Source organism: Enterococcus sp. AZ141, assembly GCF_051714385.1.
Classification (GTDB): domain Bacteria; phylum Bacillota; class Bacilli; order Lactobacillales; family Enterococcaceae; genus Enterococcus_D; species Enterococcus_D entomosocium.
In genome coordinates this window covers 2550552-2575873 of the sequence record NZ_JBIORT010000001.1, presented here as the reverse complement: position 1 = coordinate 2575873, position 25322 = coordinate 2550552, and the positions used below count along the sequence as shown (strand labels likewise).

Below are 25322 nucleotides of genomic sequence, written 5' to 3'. Positions count from 1 at the left end.
ATGATAAAATAGAAAAAGAATACTTGAAAGAAGGTTTTATCAAATGAATGATAAAAAAATCAATGAGTTAAATGCCTGGTTGAAAACCACTGGCGCCGATGTTGCCTATATTTCTAATCCAGCAACGATCGCTTATTTTTCCGGTTTTAAAAGTGAACCTCATGAACGGGTCCTTGCTTTGTTCGTCGCACCTGGAAAAGATCCCTTTCTTTTCACACCAGCTCTGGAAGTAGAAGAAGCAAAAAATAGCGGCTGGCCCTTTGACATTATCGGTTATCTCGATAGTGAAGACCCTTGGGCAAAAATCTGCCAAGAATTGACCTCTCGTTACGAGGTTTCTTCCTTGGCATTAGAAAAAAATGACCTTTCCGTCGAGCGCTATGAAGCATTGAAACGGTTCTTGCCAAAAACTGATTTTTCTTTAGATGTGACCCCGGTGATTCAAAAAATGCAATTAACAAAAACCGCGTCTGAGATTGACACCTTACTAGAAGCTGGCAACTGGGCAGATGTTGCTTTTGAGGTTGGGTTTGCTGCCATCAAAGAAGGCGTTAGCGAAATGGCAATCGTGGCAGAAATTGAGTACGAGTTGAAAAAACGTGGGGTTTCCCATATGTCCTTCGATACGACCGTATTAGCTGGTGCCAATGCAGCAAGTCCTCATGGCGTACCTGGGGATCGCAAAGTGACTGCCAATGAACTCGTCTTATTTGATTTAGGAGTCATCTGGAAAGGGTATTGCAGCGATGCAACCAGAACGGTTGCCTATAAAGAACCGACTGCATTACAAAGAAAAATTTATGACATCGTCTTAGAGGCGGAATTGGCCGCTCAAGCAGCAGTTAAACCTGGGATCACTGCAGGAGAATTAGATAAGATCGCTCGTGATGTGATTACGGGTTATGGCTATGGCGACTACTTCAACCATCGTTTAGGTCATGGCATCGGGACCACGGTTCATGAGTTCCCCTCTTTGATCACTGGCAATGATTTAGTGATTGAAGAAGGCATGTGCTTCTCTATCGAACCAGGGATTTATTTGCCAGATCAAGTCGGTGTTCGTATTGAAGATTGCATCTATGTCACTGCAGATGGCTGTGTACCATTTACCAAAACAGAAAAAGAATTGTTGATTTTATCTTGATTCTTTTAATGAAACGGCGCAATATGTTGGAATTACATGAAAAGGAGTGTTCTTATGAGTAAAAAAGTGTTAGTTTTAGGCGGCACGCGTTTTTTCGGTAAATATTTGGTCCAATCTTTAGTGGATCAAGGCTGTGATGTCACGATCGCTACCAGAGGGAAGACGACTGATTCTTTTGGCGATCAAGTCAACCGACTTGTCTTTGATCGCACGGATGAAGAAAGTATCAAAACGACGTTGACACAAGAAACCTATGATGTTATTTACGACAATATTGCTTATACTTCCAACGACATTGAGATTCTACTGCGTCATGTCACACCCAAACGCTACATTGTCACTAGTTCGATGTCTGCCTATCATGAACTGCACTTCGATTTGAAAGAAACGGATTTTGACCCTGCCAAAGAAGCGGTCAAAATTGTCTGCTCTGAGGAAGTCAATTATGCTGAAGGCAAACGAACCGTTGAAGAGATTCTTACCCAAAACTACAGTCAGATTCCGTCCGTTTTTGTCCGCTTTCCTTACGTGATCGGTGCAGATGATTATACAAAACGTTTTGCCTTTTACATCGACCATCTGATAAAGCAAAAGCCAATGGCTGTCGATAATCTAACGCATCAAATGGGCTTTGTCGATGCTGAAGAAGCTGGCCAATTTTCAGCGTTTTTAGGTACCAGCTCTTTCACAGGACCCATCAACGGTGCGTCAAAAGGCACGATTTCTTTAGAAGAAGTGCTGCAATACGTAACGGAAAAAACCGGTCTTTCCCCGCTCTTTTCAGAAACAGGTGATCAAGGCCCTTACAATGGTACACCTGTTTATTCGATCAATGTTGCTCTCGCTGAGGGAATTGGGTTTCCATTCAGTCAACTGCGGGATTGGATCTATCAACTTTGCGATTGGGAAATCACCCAAGCATCAAACGAATAGCTACTGAAGTCACAAAAAACGTTCGCCGATTTAACTGGCGAACGTTTTTATCTTTTAAAGCAATCAAATTTTGTATCCTTGCTTATGCTTCAGGATTGTTTTTTTCTAATGTATCTTTTAATTCTTCTTTTGCATCTTCCAAGTCAGCTTTAGCTTCTTTTGTTTCTGCTTTCGCTGTTTTTTTGGCATCATCCGCTGCTTTTCCAGCTTCTTTTTTCAAATCAGCTGCGGCTGCTTGACCGTCTTTTTTGGCTTCTTCAACTACAGGTTTTGCTTCTTGTGCCCCTTCTTTGACGGTTTGTTTCATATCCGCTGCAGAAGATTTTGCATCAATGATGATATCTTGGACTGTATCATCTGCATCTTCTTTGGCATCTTTCGCTGTTTCTTTCACATCGCTTGCTGATTTTTTGAAGCGTTCTGATAGGTCACCTGCTTGTTTCTTTAACTCTTCAACGGTTTCTTCTGATGAACCAGCTGCTGTTTCTTTTAAGTCATCGACTTTCGCTGTTAAAGAACCGGTAAAGTCAGATGCTTGCTCGCTTAATTTTGCTGCTTTATCTTTAGCGATATCGACAAGATCCGTACTTCTTTCTTTGGCTAAATCACCATAATCAGATGCTTTATCTAATAAATCGTCTGCTTGTTTTGCTAATTTATTTCTTAATGTTTTACCAGATTCTGGCGCCAACAAAAGTGCTGCTGCTGCTGCCGCTGTTCCTCCGATGATTGCTCCTAATAAAAATCCGCCTTTTTTACTCATTGAAAGTCCTCCTTTTATTTTTGGTTATTTTTGTCTTTGAAAAATTTCATGGCTGTTTGACCGACTTTTCCAGCTACCGTTGCTTTGGCAGTAGTCCGGCCAAGACTACCCACGCGCGTAATTAAATTTTTTCCAGAAACATTTAGTTCTGAAACACTGGTACTTAGATCTGCAACTGCTGTGAACAAAGGATCGATGGTTGCGACTTTTCCGTTCACATCTTGTAAAAGCTCATTCGTTTTTACCAATAGACCTTCAACCTCTTTTGAAAGAATATCAACATCTTTGGTAATGACACGGATGGTTGTGTTTGCTTCTTCGACCGTTTTGTCTACTTTGGTCATTGTCTTGCTGACTTGCATCAACAAACGAACGACGAAAATGACCAATACGACAAATGCGATCGCAGCAATCAATGCAGCTAGTTCTCCTCCTGACATAGAATGGCTCCTTTCCCCATTTACTTATATTAAGAATAGCATTTCACTGCACTTTCTACAAATAAAAGACTGCATTTTTAAGAAAATTATCCGCTTTCAACAGGAAATAGTAAATATCCACCCGTGAAACGGGTGGCTTTTTAACAGCCCTAGAAGGGCTCACCACTCGCTAGCCCCTTAAAAGGGGCTTTTTAAATGACCACCAACCGCTCACAGCCCTATCTCTCTTTAACTATTTAAATGGATCTACATACTCTTGTTTACTTATACTATCTCTTATTCGATCATCTGCTTCTTGTTCTCGAATATATTTTTCGATTGTTTTTTGATTTAACCCAACCGTACTCACGTAGTATCCTTTGGACCAAAAGCTTTTATTCCCATACTTATATTTCAAATTCGCATGTTTTTCATGGATTAAGGTTGCACTTCGTCCTTTTAAGTAGCCCATAAAACTAGAAATACTAATCTTTGGTGGTATTCTTACTAATATATGAATATGGTCAGGCATGGCATGAGCTTCAATGATTTCAACATCCTTCATCTCACACAATTTTCTTAATATCTGACCAATACTTACTCTTAACTTTCCATAAATCACTTTTCGTCGATACTTCGGGGTGAAGACTATGTGATACTTACAATTCCATCTGGTATGTGCTAAACTTTTATCGCTAAAGCTATTTCGTCCACGCGTAGAAACGCGCGGTTTTTTTGTTTCGTACGCTACGCGAACGAAACTGACTAAAGTCATTAATAAAAAAACAAAGCAATTTCATCAGAAATTGCCTTGTTTAGGAGTTTTTGTTATTTTTTTGACTCTTTCGGTGCTTCTTTGACTTCTTTTTGAGCCGGAGCTAGTTCTTTTCCTAACTCGATCAAATACTCTTTCAAGTTGTCTTTGACTTCAGGGTGTACTAAACCATACTCAATACTTGTTTTTAAGAAACCAAATTTGTCTCCTACATCGTAACGCTTGCCGGTAAATTGATGAGCAAACACGCGTTGGGTTTTGTTTAATGTGTCGATGGCATCCGTCAATTGGATCTCGCCGCCAGCACCAGGTTCCTGATTGGCTAAAATATCAAAAATTTCAGGGGTCAGCAAGTAGCGACCAATAATTGCTAAATCACTTGGCGCATTTTCTGGCGCTGGTTTTTCAACAAAGTTTTTGACATTGAACAAGCCTTTTTCAACTTCCATACCAGGATCAATAATTCCGTATTTTGATGTATCTTCATGAGGAACATCCATGACAGCGATCGTTGATGCATGCGTTTTTTCATAATTATCGATCAGCTGTTTCGTCAATGGCACTTGATCTTCCATCAAGTCATCACCTAGCATGACTACAAACGGTTCATTTCCGACAAATGCCCGCGCCTGTAATACGGCATGGCCTAATCCTTTCGGATGAGATTGGCGAATGAAATGCAGATTTACGTCAGTTGTTTCTTCCACTAATTTCAAAAGCTCTGTCTTGCCTTTTTCTTTTAGATTCATCTCTAATTCTAAATTGGCATCGAAATGGTCTTCGATCGGACGCTTTGCTTTTCCTGTTACGATCAAAATATCTTCGATCCCTGATTGTAAAGCTTCTTCCACGATAAATTGGATCGTTGGTTTGTCAACGATCGGCAACATTTCCTTTGCCATTGCCTTTGTAGCTGGTAAAAATCGGGTACCTAGACCGGCTGCTGGGATAACTGCTTTTTTGACATTCATGTGACTCGCTCCTTTAATCATAATGATTGATCTACCGTAAATTCGTTTTCTTCTTTGCCGTCTCGCAGCATAATATCTTTAGCTGCTTGCTTGATGTCTTTGCCTTCATACAAGACCGAATAAATCGTTTCTGTGATTGGCATTTCCACTGACAAAGCTTCTGCTAATTCGCGGGCAGCTTTGGTGGTTGAAACTCCTTCAACGATCATGCCCATATTGTCTAACACTTCGTCTAAGCTATGGCCTTTTCCTAATAGGTTTCCGGCACGCCAATTCCGCGAATGGACACTGGTACACGTGACGATCAAATCGCCAACACCACTCAATCCGATAAAGGTTAATGGATTTGCACCCATTGCCACACCGAGACGACTGATTTCTGCTAACCCACGGGTCATGATCGCAGCCTTCGCATCATCCCCAAAGCCCAGTCCAGCAATCGCTCCGGCACCAATAGCGATGATGTTTTTCAGCGCGGCACCAGTTTCGACACCGATCACATCGTTATTGGTGTAGATTCTAAAGTAATCATTCATAAATAGCTCTTGTACATATTTAGCAGCCGATTCATTTTCTGAAGCTGCCGTGATCGTGGTAATATCATGGACAGCGACTTCTTCGGCATGTGATGGTCCTGACAGGACAACGATTTCTTGCCGTTTATCGGCTGGGATCTCTTCGGCAAGTACTTCTGAGATTCGTTTATGACTGCCTTGTTCTAATCCTTTTGAGGCATGGATGATGACTGGTTTACCGGTTGTCTTCTTAGTGAATTCTTGTGCCACGGCACGAATCGCTTTGGTTGGTACTACAAACAAGACAGCATCCGCCCCTTGGATCGCCTCTTCTAGATTTTTGCAGCCTAAAATATTTTCAGGTAATTTCAAATCAGGCAAATAATGCCGATTGGTATGATACGTATTGATTTCATCGATTTGGGCGGGATTGTTGCCCCAAATAGTCACTTCATGTCCGTTTTCAGACAAGACTTGTGCCAAAGCAGTCCCCCATGATCCGGGACCTAAAACGGCGATTTTCTGTTTCACTATGGAAACCTCCTCTATCCTTTTCGCAAATTCATGCACTTTGTCATTTTACCATAATTTCGATAAAATGACTGTTTAGATAATCGTTTGGTTTTTGCCAAAGCTGCGATTGTAGTCTTTTAAAGTTTGGTTTTTCCGACGCCAGATCAATAGCCCAATCGCTCCAAAAAATAATAAAGCGGAAAGTGCTTGTGACACACGGATATCCCCAAATAAGTATAAACTATCGGTGCGCATTCCTTCAATAAAGAAGCGTCCGAACCCATACCAAATTAAGTAGCTCAAGAAAACTTCGCCTTCTTTTAATAACCCAGTTTTCTTGCGCAAGAAAATCAAAACGATAAATCCGATCACATTCCAAACCGATTCATAAAGAAACGTCGGCTGCCGATACGCTTCGTCGATATACATATTATCGATAATAAATTTCGGTATATACAAACTTTCTAAGAAGGAGCGGCTGACTTCTGCTCCAAATGCTTCATGGTTCATAAAGTTGCCCCAACGCCCGATGCCTTGTGCCAATAGGACACTTGGTGCGGCGATATCTAAAAAGGTCCAGGGAGAAATAAAATTTCGTTGGCAGAAAAAGTACAGCCAAATCCCCCCGGCGATCAATGCACCATAGATAGCGATCCCACCAGACCGAATATTGAAAATTTGACTTGGGTCATCAATATAGTATTGCAAGTCAAATAGAATATAATAAAGCCGTGCACCAATGATCGATACTGGCAATCCAATCAACATAAAATCAGTCACATCATCTGGCTTGAGCCCGACACGAACCGCCTCTCTCGTGCTTAACCACATAGCAATGATCACGCCTGATACGATAATGATCGCATACCAATAAATCGGCAAACCAAATAGTTCAAATGCGACTCGATTTACTAAACCTAACATCTATCTTATCCTCTCTAGTTTCCAGAATTTTCTTCGATCAATTGCGTCAATCGATTTTCAAAGGTCTTCGTAGCATCATAACCCATCGTTTTCGCCCGGAAATTCATGGCAGCAACTTCGATAATGATCGCAACATTTCGACCAGTTTTTACGGGGATTTTGATTTGTGGTACATCAACGCCACCAATTTCAACCGTCGTATCATCGGTTCCTAGTCGATCATACTTTTTGTCTTTCGCCCAAGCTTCTAAATACACCGCTACTTGAACCTGCATATACCCTCGTACGGCACTGGCACCAAAAAGATTCATGACATCGATGATCCCGATTCCCCGGATCTCGATCAAGTGTTGCAAGATTTTCGGCGGTTCCCCCACCAAAGTCAATTCATCTTGCTTATACACATCCACACGGTCGTCAGCGATCAACCGATGCCCACGTTTGATCAACTCTAATGCTGTTTCGCTTTTACCAATTCCGCTATCGCCTTGGATCAAAACGCCCAAGCCATAGACATCCACTAATACCCCATGGACACTGGTTCTTGTTGCTAAACGCCCATCGAGAAAACTAGAAAGCTCTCCTTGCAGACGTGACGTTGAGATGGGCGAACGTAGAATCGTAATCTCATGTTCTTTGCAGGCTTGAATCATTTCTGCTGGTACTTCCAAGCCGCGAGAAACAATAAATCCCGGTGTATCATCGGCACACATTTTGCGCATCACCATCAAGCGTTCTTCTGGCATCATTCGTTCCGCAAAGGTGATCTCTTTGCTGCCGAATAATTGCAGACGATCATGGGAATAGTAATTAAAATAACCCGTCAATTCCAAACCAGGTCGGGAAATATCGCCGGTAATGATTTCTCTTTCTAAACTGTTTTCAGTTCCTTCAACTATCTCTAAATTTAAAGCCTCCGCCAGCTCGCTGACTTTGACGGTTTCTGCCATAGGTTTTCCCTCTTTTCTCAATGATTCTTGCCGCTGCTTCTTGTAAACGACACTCTGGTTCTATTTTATCATTCTATCAGTAAAGTTACTACCTTCGCCAATAGAAGTCCTCATTCTTTTTCGTTTGTGTTATTATTTTACTAAGGAGGGATTTTTAATGAAATTTTCAGCATACACGTATCAACGCCCTGATTTTCCAGTCTATCAAGAAACATTCAAAAAAGCATTAGCAAACCTTCAGTCAGCCGATACCTTCTCGGAGGCGAAGCAAGCTCTTGATGCTTTGAACGAACTAAGAGGAACGATCGATACCGCAATGAACTTGGCTTCGATCCGTTATTCGATCGATACCAACGATGCCTTTTATGAAACAGAAGACACTTTCTGGAATGAATACCAGCCTCATTTTGAAGCTCTGGATTTTCAATTCTATCAAGCACTCTTGGCTTCACCGGTCTTAGATGAATTAAAAGCCGAATATCCAGAAACACTTTTCTTGTTTGCCGAAAGCCGTGTGAAGCTTTTTGATGAGGCCTTGATCGAATTGTTTCAAAAAGAAAACCAATTGGCTTCTGATTACAGCAAATTGGTCGCTTCTGCCCAAATCGACTTCCAAGGAGAAACCTATACCCTCGCACAACTGCGACCATTTACCGAAAATAAAGATCGCAGCGTTCGTAAAGAAGCGTTTGAAAAGCAAACGGCTTTCTTCACGGAAAATGAAGACCGTTTTGATCAAATTTATGACGAGATGGTCAAGGTTCGTACCGAGATCGCCCACAAGCTCGGCTTTGAAAATTACGTCGCCTTTGCGGATACCCAAATGAATCGTTGGGACTATGATCGTTCAATGATTGAGACCTATCGTCGTGAAATTTTAGAAAAAGTCGTCCCAATCACCCAAAAACTGTACCAAAGACAGGCACAGCGTAATCAATTGGCACAAGCAACTTTTACCGACTTGCCACTTGTTTATCCTAGTGGCAACGCAGAGCCTAAAGGAACACCTGAAGAACTAGTGGAAAAAGCCCGTGTGATGTATCAGGAACTATCCCCTGAAACTGGCGAATTTTTTGACTTTATGGTCGAACATGACTTGCTTGATCTCCTCAGCAAAAAAGGCAAACAATCTGGCGGCTACTGTACCTTTATCCAAGAATATCAATCGCCATTTATCTTTGCCAACTTTAACGGTACTTCGGGCGATGTCGATGTTTTGACCCACGAAGCTGGCCACGCCTTTCAAGCCTTTCGCTCTCGTTGGATCAAAGAACCAGAAATTTTGTTTCCAAATTATGAATCTTGCGAGATCCATTCAATGTCGATGGAGTTTATCGCTTGGCCATGGATGGACGCCTTTTTTGGAGAAGAAACAGAAAAATACAAATTTGCGCATCTTGCTAGCAGCCTGCAATTTCTGCCTTATGGCGTTTTAGTAGATCACTTCCAACAAGACGTTTATGAGCATCCTGAATGGACACCATCACAGCGCAAAGCCCGTTGGCGGGAATTAGAGCGCCAATACTGTCCAGAACGGGATTATTCAGAGTATCCAGACCTTGATCGTGGCTTGTATTGGTTCAGACAGGGGCATATTTTTGAATCACCTTTCTACTATATCGATTACACATTGGCACAAGTGTGTGCGTTCCAATTTTGGTATCGATTCATCGTGGCAAAAGACGAAACCGCTTGGCAAGATTATTTGGCCATTTGCGAAGTCGGCGGCACGAAAACATTTCTTGAGATCCTGGCTCTGGCTCATCTACGTTCACCTTTTGAAAAAGGAGCGCTTGATGAAACGTTACAGGCAGTAGATACGTATCTGTCAGCCATCAAAGAAGAACAGTTAAACTAAAAAAAGACGTTTCCGTTTCTCCACTAGCTTCTTAGCTAGTAGGAGAAAACGTGAAACGTCTTTTTAACGTGAATATTTTTCGATATGGTGTTCGGTCACGATCATATTGATCACTGACATGATCAGTGCCACTAATAAAGCAGCCCCAAACGAGGAAAAGCCGAAGTTGGCTGACCCAACAAAATACGAAGTCAAATTCAGCATGAGCGCATTGATCACAAAGGTGAAAAACCCAAGCGTCAGTAAAGTCAATGGAAATGAAATGACGATCAGAATTGGTTTAATCAAAGCATTCAGGATCGACAGTACAAAACTGGCGATCACTGCAGTCATAATGCTTTGAACGTGGATCATATTTGGTAATAGAACCGCCAATGTGACAAACGTCAGTGTATTCATGATAAGCCGTTGAAAATAAGACACTAGAAGTCACTCCAGTCCTCATCCTCTACCTTTTCCGCTTCTTTACGGGGACGATTTGCTTCATTGTATTTGTTTTGTTTGTAATATCGATTGTCATGACCATATCCTGAGGTGCTCTTGCGTCCTGAAGGAATCAAGACCGCCATGATGATATATAAAGTGATTCCAGGGAACCCAGCAGTCACTAAAGATAGAAAGACATAGATCACGCGAACGATAGTTGGATCGATTCGCAAGTATTCTGCCAGACCCCCTAGAGTCCCTGTAATGACGACGTTATTGGCTGATTTTGTTAATTTTTTGTTCATTTATCTACACCTTCCTTCTTTTCTTTAATGAGTGTATACTCAACTATTCTTATTTATCTGTATCTTTGATAAAGACATTTCCTGTTGTTGTGGATAGATCGATTTGTGCGACTTTATCGGCAACCCGACGGAATTGCAATAGTTGGTTTAGGCGTTCTTTTTTCTCCCGTACAACTTCCATCTCACTTAAGCGATTGTTAATGCTACCTAAACTTGTTTTGGCGATCCCTTCAAAACCGATCCCTGCAGGTAATGCTACTTTAACATTGCCATTTACAGAGCTGGCGTTTAATTTTTGGACCGTTTCTTCTTTGTAGGTCACACGGATATTGCCGTTTACTAAAGAAATACCGGTGTTTTGTGGTGTGGCTGTCAACGTCACGTCGCCATTCACTGTTTCGATGATGGCATCTAAAATCTCACCCTCTTGAACAGTGATCGTTCCATTCACGCCTTCAATCTCTAACATCGATGCGTTTACTTTGCGGAAATCGATATTGCCATTTGTTGATTTTGTATAAACATCTTTTGCATCCAATTCAATGAATGTAACATTTCCGTTCAATAGTTTTACTGCCACATGATCATAGGTACGTTTTGGTAAATAGAAAACCAGATCGGCACGAATGCGTTTGTTTGGAATTTGGAAGGAGATGCGTTCATCATCGACATTGATTTGGCTTCTTGCTTCAAAAGCATCGAAAGGCTCCGCCGCATCCATTTTACCATATAGTTTGATTTTGGCATCTACTTTGACACCTGGTTCATCCCATAATTGGAAGGAAACATTGCCGTTGGCTAACTTCACATCGATCAATGTCGCTGCCGTTTCGTCATAGCTGAATGTGTGTTCAAATTTCGTCGCTGCAACACCGGGAACTTTCAAGTTGATATCTTTCCATTCCATGTTGTCGTTAACAGAATCCGTTACTGCTCGAACCGTTTTCTTCAAGAAGTGTCCGAAGTGGGTGCTGGCATCGACCATTTTTTCACTTACTTGATTGATAGTATCGGTCGCTTGCTCTTTCCAATCTTCTGGAATATCTAATTTTTGAGAGATTTTCTCTTTCGTTTGAGACCATTGGTCTTTGCGAATATTTTTTAGTTTTGCTTCCAATTCTGCTTTTTCTTCGGTTAAGCCATCTAACGTTTCTTCTAAGCTAGTAATGGTCGCTTCTGTTTCATGACGTGTTGCCAATTCCTCTTCTGACAATTGATCCAATTCTTCTTTGGTATTCAATTGCATCAGAGTTTCTTGCGCTTCTTTTAATTCTTCTTTGACGCCAAGAATTTCAGCATTGATTTCGTCCAACTCAGCAGATGCTTGGTTGGCTTCCGTTGCTAAGCCATCAAGAATCTTTTCAAGATTTTCTTTGTCTTGCGCTTCGTTTTGACGAAGTTTTTCTTCGCCGTCAAACGTGAACATCTCATCGTCATTTTCAGTATCATCAAATGGGCTTGTCGCATTCTTATCCGCGGTTACCTCAGCAGCAGCTTTGTTAATTTGTTTTTCGTCTTTGGCTTTTGCCATACCTTCTAGTAAATCTAAGGCTTCTTCTGTAGAAAGCACACCTTTTTTTACTAGATCCAATATACGTTCTCTTTCGTTCATGGAAATTGCCTCCTTCAGCAAATGTGTGATTGCAAGTTTAGCTTACGAACCTATTATGCCTTGTTTTTGCAAAAGTGTCATAGGTCTTAAGTACCAAGTTTTTCTCAATCTGCAGATTGGCAAGCAGAACCGGCACTTTTCTTCGTTACTTTAGGCACAAAACGATCTTCCTTATCTTAACAGTACCACGAAAAACCATTGGAAACAAAAGTTTCAGCTAATAGCAGCCTTGAGGAATAGGCCTGCTAGAGTAAATGATCTATTGTTCATTTCACTGCGGGTCGGGGATGAAAAGAGCAGAAGGTTCAACTTGAAAAATTCGGTTACGATAGAATCGATTTCCATTGTCCATCTTTAGGGAAGCCATTTTATAATTTGTCTATCTTGTTCACGTCATCTATTTCAGTGATTCTTCCAAATCAAAAAGACCGCCGAGAGAAGTTACTCCTTAAAGGTCAACTTCTTTCGGCGGTCTGTCCCATCTCTTTTAAAAGAGATAAGTGATCAAGAACCTAAGCTGGTTTCTTAAATCATTTCCGTACGGTTTGTATTCAATTCACTGATTTTTCCAGTAGCAAGATACACGATCCATTCACAAATATTCGTTACGTAGTCACCGATACGTTCTAAGTACTGTGCAACAGATAAATAATCGGTTCCACTAACAACGGTTTCCGGATTTTCTTTCATACTCTCGATCGTTTTGTAATAGATGTCTTTGTAATACTCATTGACCCGATCATCCATTTGGGCGATCATACGGGCATCTTCTTGGTCAGTTTTTACATAGGCAACTAAAACATTATCGACCATTTTCTTCACATAATCCGACATATCAGAAATTTCTTTTTCGATTTCAGCGATCCGTGTTTCACCTTTGACCCGAATCGTTGACTTCGCGATCGATACTGCATGGTCTCCCATTCGTTCCAAGTCAGAGCTGGCTTTCATTACAGTAATGATCATTCGTAGATCGGTGGTTACTGGTTGTTGCAAAGCAATCATTTCAAAGCTCTTTTTCTCCAAACGAACTTCCATATTGTTGATCGCCAAATCATTTTCAATCACTTCTTGAGCAATTGCTTTATCATGTCTGACATATGCTCGTACGGATTTGTGGATCGCGCTGCTGACTAGCATCCCCATCTCATAAAATTGATTGTGTAGATTTAATAATTCTTCTTCAAACTGTGTACGCAACATCCCTTTTCCTCCTAACCAAATCTTCCTGAGATATAATCTTCTGTTTCTTTTTTGCTTGGACTTAGGAACACTTTTTTCGTGTCATTAAACTCGATCAAGTTGCCGTCCAAAAAGAACGCGGTTTTATCTGAGATTCTTGAAGCTTGTGACATGTTGTGAGTCACGATGATCATGGTATAGCGTTCTTTCAGTGCCAAAAGGGTATTCTCGATTTTCCCAGATGAAATTGGGTCTAACGCACTGGTTGGTTCATCCAGCAAAATGATTTCTGGATCGACAGCCAATACCCGAGCGATGCATACCCGCTGCTGTTGTCCACCGGATAAAGATAGCGCACTTTGGTGAAGCTTATCTTTGACATCTTCCCAGACAGACGCTGCTTTCAAGCTTTCCTCTACCGTCTTATCAAGAATCGCCTTGTCCGTGACTCCTTTTAATTTTAACCCATAAATCACATTTTCGTAAATTGAAAAGGGAAATGGATTCGGTTGCTGAAAAACCATCCCGATTTCTTTACGCAAATCAACGATGTCTTGCTTCGGACTATAAATGTCTTTCCCTTTATAGACAACACTTCCTGTAATTGTCACACCAGGGATCAAATCATTCATTCGATTAAGAGAACGCAAGTAGGTCGATTTCCCACAACCTGAAGGACCGATCATCGCAGTGATCTCGCCTTTTTTGATGGAAAGGTCGATTCCTTTTAATGCTTCTTTTTTTCCGTAGTATAAATGCAGATCTTTCGATGTAATAATTTCTTCTGCCATTGTTTTGCCTCCGTTTACTGATCGAATCGGCTCAGCCAAAATGACCGGATACGTAATCTTCTGTTGCTTTAATTTTTGGACGAGTAAATATCTTACGGGTCTCATCGTACTCGATCGCATTTCCTAAGTAGAAAAAGGCGGTATAATCGCTGATCCGAGCAGCTTGCTGCATGTTGTGGGTCACGATGATGATTGAATAGTCGTTTTTCAAGTTGATAAGAGTTTCTTCCACTGTCCCGGTTGAGATGGGGTCAAGGGCACTAGCTGGTTCATCTAGAAGCAAAATATCTGGTTTCATCGCAATTGCTCGAGCGATACACAGACGTTGCTGCTGTCCACCGGACAATGCCAAAGCACTTTTGTCTAAGCTGTCCTTTACTTGATCCCAAAGTGCGGCTTGTTTCAAGCTGGTTTCGACTGCTTCATCCAATTTCTTTTTGTTTCTTTCTCCATGACGTCGCAAAGCAAAGGCGATGTTGTCATAGATCGATTTACTGAAAGGGTTTGGTCGTTGGAAAACCATGCCGATCCGCTTACGCATTTCGAAGACATCGACTTCTTTTGTGTTCACGTCGACCCCTTTGTACATGATGTTTCCTGTGACTCTCGTATTTGCGATTCCGTCATTCATTCGATTCAAGGAACGCAGATACGTTGATTTTCCGCAACCAGAGGGACCGATCAATGCGGTGATTTTATTCTTTTCAAATTGTAGATCAATGCCTTTGATGGCTTCATTTGATCCATACCATACATGCAAGTCAGTGGTATAAAGCGCCACATCTTCTGGTTTATCGAAGGTAATGATATTTCGATCATCCCAATTGTAATCGTTCATACTGTCATTCTCCTTATGCTGACGTCATTTTCTTGTACAACCGTTTGCCAGCTGCACGGGCGCCAAAGTTAAATAGCAAGACGGCAATGATCAATACTGCCGAAGCTCCAGCTGAAACTTGTGCGCCATCAGGCATCGTGCCCTCTGTATTGATTTTCCAAATATGGACTGCCAGCGTCTCCGCTTGTCGGAAAAGACCGATCGGGCTGGAAACACTCAATGGATTCCAGTTTGTAAAATCAAGGGCCGGTGCACTTTGTCCTGCAGTATAGATCAGCGCTGCTGCTTCACCAAAAATCCGACCAGAACTTAGAATGACCCCAGTCAAAATCCCTGGTGTTGCTTCTGGAACAATGATGCGTGTGACCGTTTCCCAACGTGACAAACCAAGAGACAAGCCTGCTTCACGTTGCGTGTAATGAATTGCTTGAAGTGATTCTTCTACATTTCTCGTCAATAGTGGCAAATTGAAGAAGGTCAATGCCAAGGCACCAGAAATAATTGAAAAGCCATAACCAAACTGAATAACAAAGACTAAGAAACCAAAGAGACCGACAACCACTGAAGGCAGTGAGCTCAAGATCTCGATCGATGTCCGAATGATATCCGTCAACCAGTTTTTCTTTGCATACTCTGATAAGTAGATCCCCGCTCCTAAAGAAATCGGGAAGCTAATGATCATTGTTACTAAAAGCAAATAAAGGGAATTGAACAATTGGATGCCGATCCCGCCGCCTTCTTGATACGCTTTTGAAGAAGAGGTCAGAAATTCCCAGCTAATGTGAGGAACCCCCCGAACCAAAATGTACAGTAATAAGGAAGCCAAAATCAAAACAATGATTCCAGCAACGGCATACAAGACGCCGGTAGCAATTTTATCTGAACGTTTTGCATTCATTATTTCAAGGCTCCTTTCTTCCCAATAAAGCGAATAACAATGTTAAATAGTAAGGACATCAATAACAAGATCAAGGCTAATGACCATAAAACATTATTTTGGACTGTCCCCATGATCGTATTTCCGATACCCATCGTTAGGATAGAAGTCAATGTTGAAGCTGGTGTCACTAAGCTAGTTGGCATCAATGCCGCATTACCAATAACCATTTGAATCGCCAATGCTTCACCAAACGCCCGCGCCATTCCAAAAACAACCGCTGTTAAAATACCAGGAACAGCTGCTCGTAAAACAACTTTGTAAATCGTTTGCCAGCGAGTCGCACCTAAAGCTAACGAAGCTTCACGATAATGCCGTGGAACTGCCCGCAAAGCGTCGACAGTCATCGTAGTCACTGTCGGTAAGATCATGATAAACAGGACAAACGTCCCTGCCAAGATCCCAAAACCAGTACCGCCAAAAACGGAGCGGACTGCTGGTACAACGACAGACAAACCGATGAAACCATAAACAACTGAAGGGATACCGACTAAAAGTTCGATGACCGGCTGCAAGATCTTCTCTCCATTACGAGGTGAGATTTCTACCATAAAGACGGCTGCACCGATGGCAAAAGGTGTTGCCACGATCGCTGATAAGAACGTTACGAAGAACGATCCTAGAATCATCGGCAAGGCACCAACTAACGGTTGTCCATCAGGTCCCACAGCACTCGGATTCCATTGGGTACCAAACAAAAAGTCAAACACATTGACTTTGTCTACAAAGAATGTCGCTAATCCTCGGCTAGCAACGAAATAAAAAATGGAGATCACAACCAAAACAATCAACGCGATACAAAGAAAACTGATTAGTTTTCCTCTTTGTTCCATTCTTGCGCGCTTAGATTTTTTTGTTAACACTTCTTTTACATTTTCCACGAGGGTTCCTCCTCAAAAATCAAACTAAACTCATAACCATTAGTTTATCGGTTCAACATCAATTTCTGTTAAAGCTTGTGTAAATTTTGTGTAAAGATTATTCAACAATGTTGCCTTCCCAGTCTCTTTCCACCTGCATGATGGAAATTGGAATATAGCCTAGATCCCCAACGATATGCTCTTGGACTTCGTCAGAAAGCATATATTCTAAAAACTCAGCAGTTAATCCGGTTGGTTCTCCTTTTGTATACATATGCTCATACGCCCAAACTTTCCAATCATTCGTCGTCACATTTTCAATCGTAGGTTCAACGCCATCAATTGAAAGGACATTGACTTCATCAGTCACATAAGAAAATGCAACGTAGCTAATAGCCCCTGGTGTATCAGAAACGATCGAGCGTACCATCCCACTAGAATCTTGCTCTTGAGAAGGAATAGCGGTTTCGCCATCCATGATCCATTTTTCAAATGTGCTTCTCGTACCACTACCTGTCGCCCGGTTCAATAAAACGATTGGCAGATCATTTCCACCGACTTCGCTCCAATTGGTGATCTTTCCTAAGAAGATATTTTTTAGATCTTCTGTGGAAATGTCTGTGATACCAACTCCTTTGTTAACGATTGGTGTGATTCCCACCGTTGCCACCCGATGATCAACAAGGGCATCAGCATCGATTCCTGGCTTTTCTTCCGCAAACAAATCAGAATTTCCGATATCGACTGCACCGGCTTGGACTTGACTTAGTCCAGTTCCGCTTCCGCCTCCTTGGACATTGATGAACCTACCTGGATTTGAGTTTTGAAATTCTTCTGCAACTGTTTCTACTAGCGGCTGCAAAGCAGAGGAACCGACTGCGGTGATCGATTCTCCTCTATCTGCCCAGCTTGCACATCCTGAGAGTAAAATAACCAATCCGATAATAGGACTTAGAAGTTTAAATTTTTTCATCATAACGCTCCTTGTACTTTCGTAAGTCATTGATCTTAAAAATCAATTATTTTCATTTTACCATTAGTTGAATTTAATGAAAATTATTATTTGCTTTTTTTTCTGGAACAGCGTCCGTTCGTTTATTTAAAACGCTTTTTTTCTTTCTCAAAATAACTGTTTCGTAAAAAAAATGACAGAATTTCTTAATTAAATTACGTGCATCCAGAAGGTATGCTATGCTATACTGTGAGAGGAAACGTATTTTAAAAGAACATAATTATTAATCTTGCTTCCCCAATCAAGTACAATATGTTGTTATGTTCAGCGTTTTCACGATTTCATCAACATTTCCCCAAAATGTCTGTTGAATCGAAACGGCAGAAAGAAGCATTTCTATGCATCTTCTGCCGTCTTTTTTTACTCTAATTCACTTAGCCACGCAGCCATCTGCTCAACGATGGCTTTTTGCTGTGCTTCATTTGATAAATCAGCAGCGGCTTCTCCTTTTTGTAACCCATAGGTACCAAAGCCAGCATGATTGCCGCCTTCGATCGTTTGGAACGTGGTAGATTCTGGAAGGAAGCTGCGGGCAGCTTGCCAATTTTCTTGATTGACCACCTGATCTTGACTCCCTGTCAACGATAGCACAGAAATCGACTGATCAGCCAAAGACCCTTTTTCATCGGGATAGCTTGCGAAGAAAAAGACCCCTTTTAAATCCTTGTCGTTTGCAGCCAATTGATTCGCTGCAAAACGGCTCGCCATTACCCCACCTAATGAATGACCACCAATGACATAGGAGTTATGGGGAATTTCTTTCAAGACCTCTTCTGCACGATTGCCTGATAAAACAGCCATGTTAAAGGGCATTTTAACGATCGCGACAGGATAGCCTTTTTCCGCTAAACCTGCTGCCCATACACTATAGCTTTCCGCATCGACAAGGGCGCCGGGATAGAAAATGACCAATGGCTTTTCTTCATCTCCAGCAAAATAAAGGACATTCCCCTCATCTTCTGCCTCTTTCGCAGCTGTGACTGCAGCATCAACTGCTGGGTAGTGTAGTTGTTGCCAACCGATCCAACCGGCAATAGTTAAAATAACAACGGTGACCAATACACCAATCAAAACTTTTGTTCTTTTTCTCATCATATCCTCCTGCAAAAAAGAAGATCAGGAAAGGATGGCAGACGAAACTTGCTGGTCCATCATCTCCTGAATCTTTCTACGAATGTTTCCCAATTTTTATCGGTGTGCAAGGGCCAATAGTTCTCGTGCATGTTCGACCGTTAAATCGGTGATTTCTGCACCTGAGAGCATACGGGCGATCTCTGCCACCCGTTCTTCTTTAGATAGTTTACGGACGTGGGTTTCTGTCCGTCCTTCTTGAATTGCTTTTTCAATAAAATATTGATTATCCGCTACAGCAGCTACTTGCGGCAAGTGAGTGATACACAAAACTTGCGAATTGGCTGCGATCTTGGCGATTTTTTCAGCAATTGCTTGGGCTACTCGGCCACTGACCCCAGTATCAACTTCGTCAAAAACAATACTGGTGATTCCTTGTTTCCGAGAGAAAATTGATTTGAGGGCCAGTAAGATCCGTGAAAGTTCTCCCCCAGAAGCAACCCGCACCAACGGCTTCATGCCTTCACCAGGATTTGTGGTCAAATAAAATTCTACGGTGTCAAATCCGCTGCTACTCAATTGTTTTGAGCCAGGTGCAAACCGTACTTCAAATTGTGCGTGCTCCATATACAGCTCTTTTAACTCTTGAACGATTTCTTTTTCTAAACGATGAGCCAGTTCACGTCGTTTGACGTGCAAGGCTTCCGCCAGCTGCCAGACTGCTTCAGCTTTTTGGGCAAGCTCTTCTTCTAATTGCTCCAACTGACCTTCTGTATAGGCAGACTCGCTGATTTCTTTAGTGATCTCATCATAATAAGCAAGAATCACAGGAATCGACTCCCCGTATTTGCGCTTCAATTGACGAATCGTTTCCAGCCGTGAAATGACTTCTTCCAGTCGGCCTTCATCTAATTCAAGATTGTCGACTTGCCGCGAAATATCAGTGGCTGCATCTTGCAACAAGTAATACGCACTTTGGATCGCTTCACTGATTTTTTCGTAAGCCGGATCAAGATGGGCGATTGACTGGATCTCGGATAAAGCTACACTGACCCCATCTAGGCTATTGACTTCTTCGGCAGATAAGGCACCATAACTTTGCCCTAGAGCATCCACGATTTTTTGATAATTGGTCAGTTTTTCTCGTTCATCGATCAGCAGTTCTTCTTCATTTTCCATCAATTCTGCTTGGGCGATTTCTTCTTGTTGAAAACGCAACATGTCCATTCGCTGGACATATAGCTGTTCATTTTCTTGAATGGTCCTGACGTGTTTTTCTAAAGAGCGATAGCTTTGATAGGCTTGACGGTAATCCGCAAGCTCCGCTTTAAAGCTATCATCCCCAAACCCATCCATCAAGGTCAAATGTTTTTCTGGCTGCAGCAGCTCTTGATGCTCATTTTGTCCTTGGATATCGACCAAGAATAAACCTATTTGACGCAAAACCGACAAGGTAACGGTTCGACCATTGACACGACAAATATTTTTCCCCGATTGAGAGATATCTCGTTGTACGATCAAAACTTCTTCTTCATCAATACCTAAATCTGCGGTCAAGTCTTTGAACTCCTGCTGATTCGGCCATTCGAATATCCCTTCTAAACGGCATTTCTCTGCTCCTTGACGCAAATAGTCGCTGGAACCTCTACCGCCTGCTAGCAAACCCATCGCATCGATAATAATTGATTTCCCGGCACCTGTCTCACCTGTCAGTGCCGTCATTCCCTCATGGAAAGATAAGTGCAAGTTGGAAATAATCGCAAAATTTTGGATCGACAATTCTAAAAGCATCCCTTGCCTCCTCTTCTAAACGTAACGTTGGAAATCCCTGAATAGGTTCTCGGTATCTGCTTCTGTTCTAGTGATCATCAAGACGTTGTCATCATCGTTTAACGTGCCAAATAATTCCTTGGCATAACGTTTATCGATTAAATTCGCCAAAGCCGAGGCATTGCCGGGCAGTGTGCGCAGGATCACAAATTTGTCCATTCGATCGACAGAAACAAAAGCCGTTTTTAGGATTTTATCTAGTTTACCACTCACGTCTTCCGTTGTCTCTTGCGGGATACTGTAGCGATAGCCACCTTTTTGGGAAGGAACTTTCACTAACTTCAATTCCTTGATATCTCTTGATATGGTTGCTTGTGTGACTGAGACGCCGCGATCTTTTAACAACTCGACAAAATCTTCTTGTTTCTGAATATCTTGTTCACTTAACAATCGTGTAATCAAGCGATGCCGTTCTTTTTTTCTCATCTCTTGTTCCTCCTGAATGAATTCCTACTAATTTTATCCTATTTTGCGCAAGAAAGAAAGAGAGCCGACAAGTAAAATGTCCACTCTCTTCCATTCTTTATTTTGGTTGATGAAAGGTCTCATGTGCTGATGCAACAACTTTCGGGATATCGATCCCTGCTGCGGTACCTTCTTGCAGGCTTTTCTTTAAATGTACGATAAACTCGATATTCCCTTCGCCACCAGTGATTGGTGAAAAACTTAGGTTTAAGACATCGAAGTTTGTTTTCTTAGCAAATGCTAGTACTTCCTCCAAAACTCGTTCATGGGTTTTGGGATCACGAACGATCCCATTTTTCCCGACTGCTTCTTTGCCCGCTTCAAATTGCGGTTTAATCAGCGCCATCACTTCGCCATCCGCTACCAAAATATCATATAGCGGGGGTAAAATCAGTTTAAGTGAAATAAAAGAAACATCGATCGTAGCGGCATCTGGAAGACCGTCTAAAAAATCAGTTGGTTTTGCATAACGGAAGTTGACCCGCTCCATTACGATCACTCGCTCATCTTGCCGCAGCTTCCAGGCTAACTGATTGTAACCGACATCCAATGCATAGCTTTTTTTGGCACCATTTTGCAATGCCGCATCAGTAAAACCACCGGTGGATGCGCCGATGTCTAACATGATTTTATCGGTTACGTCAAAATCAAAGACTTTGAGTGCTTTTTCTAACTTGAGACCACCACGAGAAACATAAGGCAGCTTTTTGCCTTTGATCTGCAGCAGCGTATCTGCGGCAATTTTTTCTCCCGGCTTATCTAGGCGCTCATTATTTTTTTCTTTGTACACCAATCCAGCCATCACTCCCCGTTTGGCTTGCTCTCGGGTCTCAAACAGGCCTTGCTGGACAGCTAAAACATCTACTCGTTCTTTCTTCATGCGTTCCCTCGAATCTCAAATCGTTCCACAAATGCCAACAAAACATCCGGCGTAAATTGACCGTATTGACTTAATTGCGCCAGAATTTCTTTGGCCTTGCCTAATTCTTCTGTCAAGGCTTGCTGCGCGCCTGCTAAGCCAAGTAAAGCAGGATAGGTACTTTTCGCCAATTCGTCATCTCGACGGACAACTTTGCCTAGCTCTTCGGTCGTACTAGTGGCATCCAGCAGATCGTCGCGAATTTGAAAGGCTAACCCAATATGCTGGGCAAAGCGATCCAATTCATGCAGAACTTCTTCCGTCTGGTCGGCTAAGACACCTCCAGCAATCACCGCAAAGCGGATCAATTCTCCAGTTTTCCGTTCATGAATGGACATCAGTTCCTCAAGACTAAGGGCTTGGTTTTCTCCTTGAATATCAGCTGCTTGGCCGGCGACCATGCCTTGTGTTCCCGCCGCTTTACTCAATTGCTGCAGCAGCAAGACTTTTTGATTGGCTTCGATCTCCGCCATAGCGACTAATTGAAATGCAGCCGTCAAAAGACCATCTCCAGCTAAAATCGCTAAAGCTTCACCAAAAACCTTATGGTTGGTAGGTTTGCCTCGACGCAGATCATCGTTGTCCATTGCTGGAAGATCATCATGGATCAGCGAATACGTATGCACCATTTCTAGGGCTGCCGCACACTGGTACACCGCGGTATTGACGGGTTTGTGAAAAGCGGCGACTGTTGCTGCCAATAAAAGCGGGCGAATACGTTTGCCGCCAGCTTGGATCGAATACTGCATGCTTTTAAACAATCGTTGATCAGAGGTGTGTTCTTTGACAAAGCGCTCCATGACTTCTTCAATCAATGGGGCGTGTTCTTTTGTGAATTCTGTTAAAGCACTCATTGGTTTTCCTCTTCAAAAGGCACTTCTTCGTTAGATTCTGTCATCATTTTTGTTAAGGACTTTTCTGCTTTACTCAAAGTGTCCTTGCATTGCTTACTCAAAACCATCCCTTTTTGAAAAGCATCTAGTGCCTCTTCTAAGGGAACATCCCCTTGTTCCAAACGGGTTACAATTTGTTCTAATTCTTGTAATGATTCTTCAAATGTTGGATTTGCCATGATTAACTCCTTCTGTACTAATAACTTCGACAAGTGCTTGGCCATCTGGGTAATGGATCGTCAGCTTGTCTTCTGGCTCGATCGTATCAATCGATTTGATCACCTGCTCATTTTTCGTGGTATAGCTGTAGCCCCGACCCATGATTTTCAGTGGGCTTAGCAAATCAAGAGATTGGACTGCATTTGCAAATTGATTTTCTTTTGCTGCATAAATATCTTTCATGGCTTTCATTAAGCGTTGGGAAAGATAACTGACCTCTTGGTTACTAGCTTGCAATCGCGCTTTTGGTTGTTGTTGTGCTAAACGTGAAATCAATTGCTGTGCATGGCGATCCTTGTCATAAAGCAAGGTTTGCAGACCTTGCTGCATCCGCTGCTGCAACTGATCGAGTTTGATGGACTGTGCCTCATACAAGCGCTCTGGTTGTCGAAAAACATATGATCCAATCACTCGCTGATAGCGTTCTTGTTTGTACTGGATCTGGTGCATAAAAGCTTGCTCTAATCGGGCTTGTCTTTCTTCGATCCGCAAAATCTCTTCTGATAGGACGGGCACTGCTAATTCGGCAGCTGCGGTTGGAGTTGCCGCCCGCACATCCGCCACTAAATCGGCAATTGTCGTATCAGTTTCATGCCCCACTGAAGAAATAACGGGGGTTTTTGCGCCAAAAATGGCTCTTGCCACTCGTTCTTCATTGAAAGGCCAGAGGTCCTCAATCGATCCACCCCCACGTCCGATGATCATAGTATCAAAGGTACCATCGGCTTCGACTCGTTGGATATTTTTCACCACATCATCCGCGGCTTTGTTGCCTTGTACCACGGTTGGATACAAAACGATCTGAGCAATGGGATAACGCCGCTGGGTCGTCGTGATGATATCTCTGATCACCGCCCCACTAGGACTGGTCAAGACTGCGATGCGTTTCGGGTATTTCGGCAACGACTGCTTCGGTGCAGAAAATAATCCTTCCGCTGCCAATTTCTGCTTTAATTGTTCATAGGCTTGATAAAGGGCACCGACACCATCTGGTTCCATGTGATCGATCACCATTTGGTAATTTCCGCTTGCCTCATACAAGGTGATACGTCCAACCGCCATGACTTTCATGCCCTCTTCTGGTTGAAAGCGCAGCTTGTCAAAAGCGCCCTTGAACATGACGGTCGAAATTTTTGCACCATCATCCTTTAAACTAAAGTATTGGTGATTGGGGCGACGACGAAAATTAGAGATTTCCCCCGTCAAATAAACCCGTTCTAAATACGGATCGACGTCAAACTTACGCTTGATATATTTTGTTAATGCGGTCACCGTTAAATATTCTTGCGCCATTTAGTTTTTCATTGTCTCCTTTGCTGCCTCGATCGTTTGGGCCATCAACATCGTGATCGTCATTGGTCCTACACCTCTAGGTACCGGGGTGATATAGCTAGCGATCGGTTCGACTTCATCAAATTTCACATCGCCGATCAACTTGCCATTGGCATCCCGATTCATTCCTACATCGATCACCACGGCCCCTTCTTTTACGAAGTCTTTTGTGACAAAATGACCGCGGCCGATCGCCACGACTAAAATGTCCGCTTGCTTCGCTAACTCAGGCAGATTTTTGGTTTTTGAATGAGCAATAGTCACGGTGGCATTTGCCCCTAAGAGCAAGTGCGCCATCGGTTTTCCGACAATGTTGCTGCGGCCGATAACTAAAGCATTTTTCCCTTCCAATTCGATCCCATACGCAGCAAACATTTTCATGATGCCATAAGGGGTACAAGGAATTCGGTCAGGTACACCGGCAAATAATTTTCCTAAATTGATTGGATGAAAACCATCGACATCTTTTTCCGGTTTGATGGCTAACAGCACTTTTTCTTCATTGATATGTTTTGGCAAAGGAAGTTGAACCAAAATGCCGTGAAAGGCATCATCGTTATTGAACTGTTCGATTTCTGCTAATAATTCTGCCTCAGTAATGGATTCAGGATAGCGGGCAACACGGGAATTGATGCCGATTTTCGCCGCAGCTAGTTCTTTATTTTTCACATAAGTCTGGCTTGCTTTGTCTTCTCCAACAAGTAAAACAACTAATCCCGGTGTCACACCCTGCTCTTTTAGTGTTGCTGTCTCTGAAAGAAACGCCGCTTGCATTTTTTCAGCCAATTCTTTTCCATTGATCAATGTACCCATTCTGACAACTCCTCCAACCTGATTATACTGACTTATTTTGTAAAAAGAAACG

Annotated in this window: 26 protein-coding genes and 1 pseudogene; 3 read left to right on the top strand and 24 right to left on the bottom strand. The window is 42.3% G+C overall.

What is annotated here, in order from left to right:
- Window positions 1-43: 43 nt before the first annotated feature.
- A complete protein-coding gene (locus IGI89_RS11880) occupies window positions 44-1144 on the top strand; it encodes a M24 family metallopeptidase (protein ID WP_429967843.1) in 1101 nt (366 codons plus the stop codon).
- A 54-nt stretch (window positions 1145-1198) separates the two neighbouring features.
- A complete protein-coding gene (locus IGI89_RS11875) occupies window positions 1199-2077 on the top strand; it encodes an NAD-dependent epimerase/dehydratase family protein (RefSeq protein ID WP_438735695.1) in 879 nt (292 codons plus the stop codon).
- Window positions 2078-2159: 82 nt separating this feature from the next.
- Here IGI89_RS11875 and IGI89_RS11870 read toward each other — a convergent pair whose 3' ends face one another.
- From IGI89_RS11870 to hprK, 7 genes and pseudogenes are all read right to left on the bottom strand, one after another.
- A complete protein-coding gene (locus IGI89_RS11870; protein ID WP_005235400.1) occupies window positions 2160-2840 on the bottom strand; it encodes a YtxH domain-containing protein in 681 nt (226 codons plus the stop codon).
- A gap of 14 nt (window positions 2841-2854) precedes the next feature.
- Window positions 2855-3280 carry a DUF948 domain-containing protein gene (locus IGI89_RS11865; RefSeq protein ID WP_005235398.1) on the bottom strand — a complete coding sequence of 142 codons (426 nt, stop codon included), beginning with the start codon at window positions 3278-3280 and terminating at the stop codon, window positions 2855-2857.
- 232 nt (window positions 3281-3512) lie between these two features.
- Window positions 3513-3953 (bottom strand): annotated as a pseudogene (gene tnpA / locus IGI89_RS11860) (IS200/IS605 family transposase); the annotation flags it as partial.
- A 134-nt stretch (window positions 3954-4087) separates the two neighbouring features.
- The gene (gene galU, locus IGI89_RS11855) at window positions 4088-5005 is read right to left on the bottom strand and encodes a UTP--glucose-1-phosphate uridylyltransferase GalU (protein WP_008378473.1); all 918 of its coding nucleotides are present in this window, start codon (window positions 5003-5005) and stop codon (window positions 4088-4090) included.
- Window positions 5006-5022: 17 nt separating this feature from the next.
- A complete protein-coding gene (locus IGI89_RS11850; protein ID WP_008378474.1) occupies window positions 5023-6051 on the bottom strand; it encodes an NAD(P)H-dependent glycerol-3-phosphate dehydrogenase in 1029 nt (342 codons plus the stop codon).
- Between the two features lie 75 nt (window positions 6052-6126).
- On the bottom strand, window positions 6127-6957 hold the full coding sequence (gene lgt, locus IGI89_RS11845) for a prolipoprotein diacylglyceryl transferase (protein WP_005235390.1): 831 nt from the start codon (window positions 6955-6957) through the stop codon (window positions 6127-6129).
- Window positions 6958-6971: 14 nt separating this feature from the next.
- The gene (gene hprK / locus IGI89_RS11840; RefSeq protein ID WP_005235388.1) at window positions 6972-7907 is read right to left on the bottom strand and encodes an HPr(Ser) kinase/phosphatase; all 936 of its coding nucleotides are present in this window, start codon (window positions 7905-7907) and stop codon (window positions 6972-6974) included.
- Between the two features lie 157 nt (window positions 7908-8064).
- Between hprK and IGI89_RS11835 the strand changes: the two genes are divergently transcribed.
- A complete protein-coding gene (locus IGI89_RS11835) occupies window positions 8065-9765 on the top strand; it encodes a M3 family oligoendopeptidase (protein WP_438735694.1) in 1701 nt (566 codons plus the stop codon).
- 63 nt (window positions 9766-9828) lie between these two features.
- Here the strand turns inward: IGI89_RS11835 and IGI89_RS11830 are convergent, their stop codons facing one another.
- The 17 genes from IGI89_RS11830 to IGI89_RS11750 all read right to left on the bottom strand — a co-directional run bounded on the left by IGI89_RS11830 (window position 9829) and on the right by IGI89_RS11750 (window position 25270).
- Window positions 9829-10188: a phage holin family protein gene (locus tag IGI89_RS11830; RefSeq protein ID WP_005225788.1), complete on the bottom strand. Its 360-nt coding sequence runs from the start codon at window positions 10186-10188 to the stop codon at window positions 9829-9831.
- A complete protein-coding gene (locus IGI89_RS11825; protein ID WP_005235384.1) occupies window positions 10188-10496 on the bottom strand; it encodes a PspC domain-containing protein in 309 nt (102 codons plus the stop codon). Before IGI89_RS11825 ends, IGI89_RS11830 begins: the two co-directional genes overlap by 1 nt.
- A gap of 49 nt (window positions 10497-10545) precedes the next feature.
- Complete coding sequence (liaX, locus tag IGI89_RS11820) at window positions 10546-12108, bottom strand: daptomycin-sensing surface protein LiaX (RefSeq protein ID WP_008378476.1); 1563 nt, start codon at window positions 12106-12108, stop codon at window positions 10546-10548.
- 525 nt (window positions 12109-12633) lie between these two features.
- A complete protein-coding gene (gene phoU / locus IGI89_RS11815) occupies window positions 12634-13311 on the bottom strand; it encodes a phosphate signaling complex protein PhoU (RefSeq protein WP_008378477.1) in 678 nt (225 codons plus the stop codon).
- An 11-nt stretch (window positions 13312-13322) separates the two neighbouring features.
- Window positions 13323-14081, bottom strand: coding sequence for a phosphate ABC transporter ATP-binding protein PstB (gene pstB / locus IGI89_RS11810; protein ID WP_005235379.1), 759 nt, complete (start codon window positions 14079-14081; stop codon window positions 13323-13325).
- 31 nt (window positions 14082-14112) lie between these two features.
- Window positions 14113-14919 (bottom strand): phosphate ABC transporter ATP-binding protein PstB, encoded by an 807-nt coding sequence (gene pstB / locus IGI89_RS11805; protein WP_005225783.1) that lies wholly within the window; start codon window positions 14917-14919, stop codon window positions 14113-14115.
- A gap of 13 nt (window positions 14920-14932) precedes the next feature.
- A complete protein-coding gene (pstA, locus tag IGI89_RS11800) occupies window positions 14933-15817 on the bottom strand; it encodes a phosphate ABC transporter permease PstA (protein ID WP_008378478.1) in 885 nt (294 codons plus the stop codon).
- Window positions 15817-16737, bottom strand: a complete 921-nt coding sequence (gene pstC / locus IGI89_RS11795) for a phosphate ABC transporter permease subunit PstC (protein WP_005235375.1) — start codon at window positions 16735-16737, stop codon at window positions 15817-15819. The genes pstA and pstC overlap by 1 nt, the downstream gene beginning before the upstream one ends.
- A 97-nt stretch (window positions 16738-16834) precedes the next feature.
- Window positions 16835-17689: a phosphate ABC transporter substrate-binding protein PstS gene (locus IGI89_RS11790; protein WP_008378479.1), complete on the bottom strand. Its 855-nt coding sequence runs from the start codon at window positions 17687-17689 to the stop codon at window positions 16835-16837.
- A 399-nt stretch (window positions 17690-18088) separates the two neighbouring features.
- The gene (locus IGI89_RS11785) at window positions 18089-18820 is read right to left on the bottom strand and encodes an alpha/beta hydrolase (protein ID WP_008378480.1); all 732 of its coding nucleotides are present in this window, start codon (window positions 18818-18820) and stop codon (window positions 18089-18091) included.
- 96 nt (window positions 18821-18916) lie between these two features.
- On the bottom strand, window positions 18917-20590 hold the full coding sequence (gene recN / locus IGI89_RS11780; protein ID WP_194188716.1) for a DNA repair protein RecN: 1674 nt from the start codon (window positions 20588-20590) through the stop codon (window positions 18917-18919).
- 15 nt (window positions 20591-20605) lie between these two features.
- Window positions 20606-21055 (bottom strand): arginine repressor, encoded by a 450-nt coding sequence (gene argR, locus IGI89_RS11775; protein WP_005235362.1) that lies wholly within the window; start codon window positions 21053-21055, stop codon window positions 20606-20608.
- A gap of 97 nt (window positions 21056-21152) precedes the next feature.
- Complete coding sequence (locus IGI89_RS11770) at window positions 21153-21974, bottom strand: TlyA family RNA methyltransferase (RefSeq protein ID WP_016620449.1); 822 nt, start codon at window positions 21972-21974, stop codon at window positions 21153-21155.
- Window positions 21971-22867: a polyprenyl synthetase family protein gene (locus IGI89_RS11765; RefSeq protein WP_005235358.1), complete on the bottom strand. Its 897-nt coding sequence runs from the start codon at window positions 22865-22867 to the stop codon at window positions 21971-21973. The genes IGI89_RS11770 and IGI89_RS11765 overlap by 4 nt, the downstream gene beginning before the upstream one ends.
- The gene (locus tag IGI89_RS11760) at window positions 22864-23085 is read right to left on the bottom strand and encodes an exodeoxyribonuclease VII small subunit (protein ID WP_005235356.1); all 222 of its coding nucleotides are present in this window, start codon (window positions 23083-23085) and stop codon (window positions 22864-22866) included. The genes IGI89_RS11765 and IGI89_RS11760 overlap by 4 nt, the downstream gene beginning before the upstream one ends.
- Window positions 23066-24418: an exodeoxyribonuclease VII large subunit gene (gene xseA / locus IGI89_RS11755; RefSeq protein WP_315039980.1), complete on the bottom strand. Its 1353-nt coding sequence runs from the start codon at window positions 24416-24418 to the stop codon at window positions 23066-23068. Before xseA ends, IGI89_RS11760 begins: the two co-directional genes overlap by 20 nt.
- A complete protein-coding gene (locus tag IGI89_RS11750) occupies window positions 24419-25270 on the bottom strand; it encodes a bifunctional methylenetetrahydrofolate dehydrogenase/methenyltetrahydrofolate cyclohydrolase (protein WP_005235351.1) in 852 nt (283 codons plus the stop codon). It lies immediately after the preceding gene.
- Between the last annotated feature and the right edge of the window lie 52 nt (window positions 25271-25322).